Source organism: Patulibacter medicamentivorans (assembly GCF_000240225.1).
In the GTDB taxonomy this organism is placed as follows: domain Bacteria; phylum Actinomycetota; class Thermoleophilia; order Solirubrobacterales; family Solirubrobacteraceae; genus Patulibacter; species Patulibacter medicamentivorans.
The window spans coordinates 1-4,445 of record NZ_AGUD01000280.1; the positions used below are offsets into that span (position 1 = coordinate 1).

Consider the following 4,445-nt stretch of genomic DNA (forward strand, 5'->3'; position numbering starts at 1 on the left):
CGGGGGCGGCCCGGGCCGCTCGGGGCCGCGGGTCGCCGACGATCGCTGGGGCTCGCTGCCGGCCGGCGGCGGCACGCTCGGCCCGGCCCCGCCGGCTCGCCGAACCGGTCGTGCGCGATGGGCCGGGCGGCGCAGCTCGGGTGGCGCGATCAGCACCAGGTCGGGTCTCCGCGAGAGCAGCGCGGCGACGATCCCGGCCGTGATCACGGCCTCGATCAGCGCCACGACCGCGTAGGTGCCGATGGTCGTCCCGGCGAGCGCGCCGAGGTCGATCGGGGTCTTGTGGCCGAGCGCATACTCGGCGACGAACAGGACGCTGGCCAGGACGACGTTGACGAACGCCGCCGCGCCGCAGGCGACGGCGAGGCCGCCGGGCGATCCGCGTCCGCGGATCGCCTGCGCCAACCGCTGGATCCCGCGCAGGATCGGCCAGCCGACGAAGGCCGGGACCAGCGCGACGTTGACGATGTTCAGGCCGAGGGTCGTGATCCCGCCGTCGCCCTGGACCAGGGCCTGGACGATCGTCACGACGCCGATCGTCAGCGCGCCGAGCCACGGGCCGAGCAGCGCGACCGCCAGCGTCCCGCCGAGCAGGTGGCCCTGGGTGCCGACCCCGATCGGCACGAACGGCGAGTCGCCGACCAGGAAGAACGCGCCGGCCAGCCCGGCCAGCGGCAGTCGCCCGTCCTCGCCGGTGACGTCGGCCCGGCGGACGCAGAACGCCAGCCCGGCGACCGCGAGCCCGGTCCCGACGCCGGTCACCTGGCCGGTCAGGAAGCCCTCAGGGATGTGCACGCGGCGCGCCCCCATCGTCGGCGATCGGCGCCTCGGCGCCGGTCTCGGCGACCGTCTCGCTGCGGGCGTCGGCGAACCAGTCGAGGTCGATCGCGGCGACGTCACCGATCACGAACGTCACCGGCGGGTCGAGCCGCGGCGGCAGCGCGGCGAGCGTGCCGCGGACCGTCCGCTGGCGGCCGGCGCGGCCGGCGGCGCTGATCGCGGCCAGCGGGGTCTCCGGCGGCATCCCGGCGGCGAGCAGCCAGCCGGCGATCCGTCGCAGCCGCGAGCGGCCGGTCAGGACCACGATCGTGCCGCCGAGCCGTGCCAGGGCGTCCCAGTCGATCTCACCCGGGTACTCGGGGTCGCTGTTGCCGGCCAGCACGGTGACGACCCGCGAGCGCTGGCGGACGTGGACCGGGATCCCGGCGAAGGCCGGAGCGGCGAGCCCGGCGCTGATCCCGGGGACGACGGTGAAGGCGACCCCGGCCGCCTGCAGCGCCAGCGCCTCCTCGCCGCCGCGAGCGGCGACGAACGGGTCGCCGCTCTTCAGCCGCACGACCTCGCGGCCGCCGCGGCCGAGCTCGACGAGCAGCCGCGCGACCTCGTCCTGGGGCAGCGCCGGGCGGCCCGGCGCCTTGCCGACCAGGATCCGCTCGGCGCTCGCCGGAGCCAGCGCGACGACCGGATCGGTCGAGGGCCGGTCGCTGACCACGACCTCGGCCCGGGCCAGCAGCGCGGCCGCGCGGACGGTCAGGAGGTCGGGGTCGCCGGGCCCGGCGCCGACCAGGTGGACGGTCACGTCGCGCTCCGGGAGCGACGTGGCGGCGAGGAGGCCGAGCGGGCGGCGGCGGGGAAGGTGCGGTGCTCCATCGGGATGACGCGTCCCTGTGCGGTGACGGTGGCGGTGCCGTTCCTGACTGCGATGCCGCCCGTCCTCGCCGACCGGAGGGCACCGTTCACAGTGGCGCGACCGTCCCGGATTCCCACCGGCTTCCGCGCACCGCCACAGAGGTCGAACGGTAGCGGACGGCTGGTCGTGGCGGCGGGTCCGGAGCGGGTGGGCGGGCCGCCGCTCGCCCGCGCGGCGGTGAGCTGCGGCGGCCGCCGCTCCGGTCGCCGGGCAGCGCGCCGCTTTGCCTTCGACGGCGGTCGAACGTTCGGCCACGGCGACCGCCGGAGCCGCCCCGGGTGTCGATCGTTCGTCCAGTCCGGGAGCGGTTCGGATCAAGTCCCACGCGCGCGGAGCCGAGGGGGGAAAGGTGGACCGTCTCGCCCGCAAGGACATCGCGGTGGCGTCCGCGGTGGGCACGGCCCTCGCGGCGGGGACGCTGATGGTCGGCGTCGCCTTCGGGCCGTCGTCGGGCTCCGCGGTCCCGGGCCTCACCGGCGATGGCAGCCGGCAGGTCCTGCAGGTCACCGACGAGCGCACGGCCGGGGCCCGCGAGGCGCTGCACGCGGCGGCCCCCGAATCGGGTGGGACCACGGTCGACGGCACCGACGCGCTCGGCGCGCCGGTGACGACGTCCGGCCCCGATGCCGGAAGCCGCGCCGCCGTCCAGGGCGGCCGGGGAAGCGGCGCGCGACCGACGACCGGCAGCGGGCTCGACCTCGGCGCGCATGGCGGCGGAGTCACCGTGCCCGCCTCGCCGTCGTCGCCGGGGGCGGCCCCGAGCCAGCCGACGACCCCCGAGCAGCCGAGCGCGACCTCGCGGGTCCGGCTGCGGGTCGAGGGCGTGACCCTGACCGGGACCGACAGCGGCACCCTCGAGCCCGGAAGTGAGGTGCGGCTGCGGCTGGCCACCGACACCGCGCCGGCGACCACGGTCGCCGACCTCGTCAAGGCGCTGCCGGCGCAGCTCGACCTGCGGCTGAAGCTCGACGCCGACGCGGTCGCCCAGCTGAAGGCCCGCGCCGAGGGCATCGACGGTCCGCTGGCGCTGCTGGCGCGCGTCGACCTGGTCGACGACGGGACGGCCGGCGTGGCTCCTCCACGGCTGCGCGTGCGGCTCCAGCTGGCCGAGCAGACGGCGGGCGAGGAGACGGTGACGACCGACGACACGGCCACCGGCGACGGGGTCAGCAACGTGGTCGAGGTGCGGGCGCCGATCGGCACCGGGCCCGCGTCGACGCCGAGCGGCCGCCCCACGGCGCCGGCGACCCCGGACCCGACGACCCCGGCCCCGACGCCCTCCGGCGGCGCTCCGGTCGAGGTGCGCCTGACGGTGCCGAGCACGGCGGGGACGCCGTCCGACGGCGGCACCAGCGTCGCGCTGCCGCTGCCGGACAGCACCAGCGCCGATCCGGGGACCGAGGCCGGCAACGCCGGCGTCGGGGTCCTCGTCCACGTGCCCGAGACCGACGAGCCGCTCGGCGGCACGCCGGTGGTCGGCGGCGGCGGTGCGCCGCTGCCGGGCGACGGATCGGGATCGCCGGCCGCGCCGGGCGACGCCACGACCCCCGGCGAGACGACGACCCCGGACGGCACGACCACGACTCCGGACGGCACGACCACCACGACCCCGGACGGCACGAACGAGCCCAGCGGCTCCGGTGACGCGGCCTCCGGCGGCGCGACCGACCCGAGCGGCACCGGCGCCGAGACCGGCGGCGCGCCGGCGACCGGCTCCGGCGACGGCGCGACGACGAGCGGCGGCGCCACTGCTCCGCCGGCGTCCGACGCCGGCGGCGGCACGCCGTCGGGCACCGCGACCCCCTGAGTCCCGCGTCCGGCGGTCGCCCTGGCGAGCGTCCTCGTAGAGTCCCGGGCGATGCCTGGTGTCCTCTGGATCGTCGGTCTCGGTCCGGGAGGGCCGGCGTTGCGCACCGGTCGCGCGGCCCAGGTGGTGGCCGAGGCCGATGTCGTCGTCGGCTACGGCCCCTATGTCGACCAGTGCGCCGACCTGCTGCGGCCCGAGCAGGAGCTGCGCCGCGGCACCATGGGCGGCGAGCGGGAGCGGGCCGAGGACGCCCTCGAGTTGGCCGTCGGCGGGCGGCGCGTCGCGCTGGTGTCCTCGGGCGACGCGGGGATCTTCGGGATGGCCGGCCTGGCCCTGCGGGCCGTCGCCGAGCTGTCCGACGACCGGCGGCCGACCGTCGAGGTGGTGCCGGGCGTGACGGCGGCAACCGCCGCGGCCGCGCGGCTCGGCGCGCCGCTGGGGGACTTCGCGACGATCTCGCTGTCCGACGTGCTGGTGCCGTGGGAGCAGGTCGAGGCGCGGGTCGCCGCGCTCGCCGCGACCGATCTGGCGCTCGCGATCTACAACCCCCGCTCCCGAACCCGGACCTGGCAGCTGGACCGCGCTCGCGAGCTGCTGCTGGCGCACCGCGACGGGGCCACGCCGGTCGCGCTGGTGACCGACGTCGGCCGTGAGGACGAGCGGATCGAGCACGCGACGCTGGCCGACTTCGACGCCGAGCGGGTCGCGATGCGGACCCTCGTCTTCGTGGCGGGACCCGGTGCCGAGCAGGTCGGCCCGTGGCTGGTCGCCTCGCGTCACCCGCCGGCCACGGGCTGAGCCGCGCGTTGGCGGGGCGGTGGGCGTTGGCGGGGCGGTGGGCGAGGGGGTGGGCGGTGGCGGGGCCGCGAGCGTTGGCGGTGGGCGGTGGCGGGGCCGCGAGCGTTGGCGGTGGGCGGTGGCGGGGCCGCGAGCGTTGGCGGTGGGCGG

Annotated in this window: 4 protein-coding genes; 2 read left to right on the plus strand and 2 right to left on the minus strand. The window is 78.1% G+C overall.

Translation table 11 applies throughout. The annotated features are described in order from the left end of the window. Positions 1 to 795: energy-coupling factor ABC transporter permease (locus PAI11_RS19455; RefSeq protein ID WP_170320758.1), on the minus strand; the 795-nt coding region annotated here is incomplete at its 3' end. Then, complete coding sequence (gene cobA / locus PAI11_RS19460) at positions 782 to 1,579, minus strand: uroporphyrinogen-III C-methyltransferase (protein ID WP_007578022.1); 798 nt, start codon at positions 1,577 to 1,579, stop codon at positions 782 to 784. The genes PAI11_RS19455 and cobA, both read right to left, overlap by 14 nt. A gap of 460 nt (positions 1,580 to 2,039) precedes the next feature. On the opposite strand from cobA, the gene PAI11_RS19465 reads away from it, so the two are divergent. Both PAI11_RS19465 and cobJ read left to right on the plus strand, forming a co-directional pair. Next, positions 2,040 to 3,497 (plus strand): hypothetical protein, encoded by a 1,458-nt coding sequence (locus PAI11_RS19465; RefSeq protein WP_040601057.1) that lies wholly within the window; start codon positions 2,040 to 2,042, stop codon positions 3,495 to 3,497. 51 nt (positions 3,498 to 3,548) lie between these two features. After that, positions 3,549 to 4,295, plus strand: coding sequence for a precorrin-3B C(17)-methyltransferase (gene cobJ, locus PAI11_RS19470; protein WP_081488543.1), 747 nt, complete (start codon positions 3,549 to 3,551; stop codon positions 4,293 to 4,295). Positions 4,296 to 4,445: the final 150 nt, after the last annotated feature.

Bases quoted from the DNA above. Each gene is read 5' to 3' on its own strand.
- cobJ (WP_081488543.1), top strand. From the start codon at position 3,549: ATGCCTGGTGTCCTCTGGATCGTCGGTCTCGGTCCGGGAGGGCCGGCG.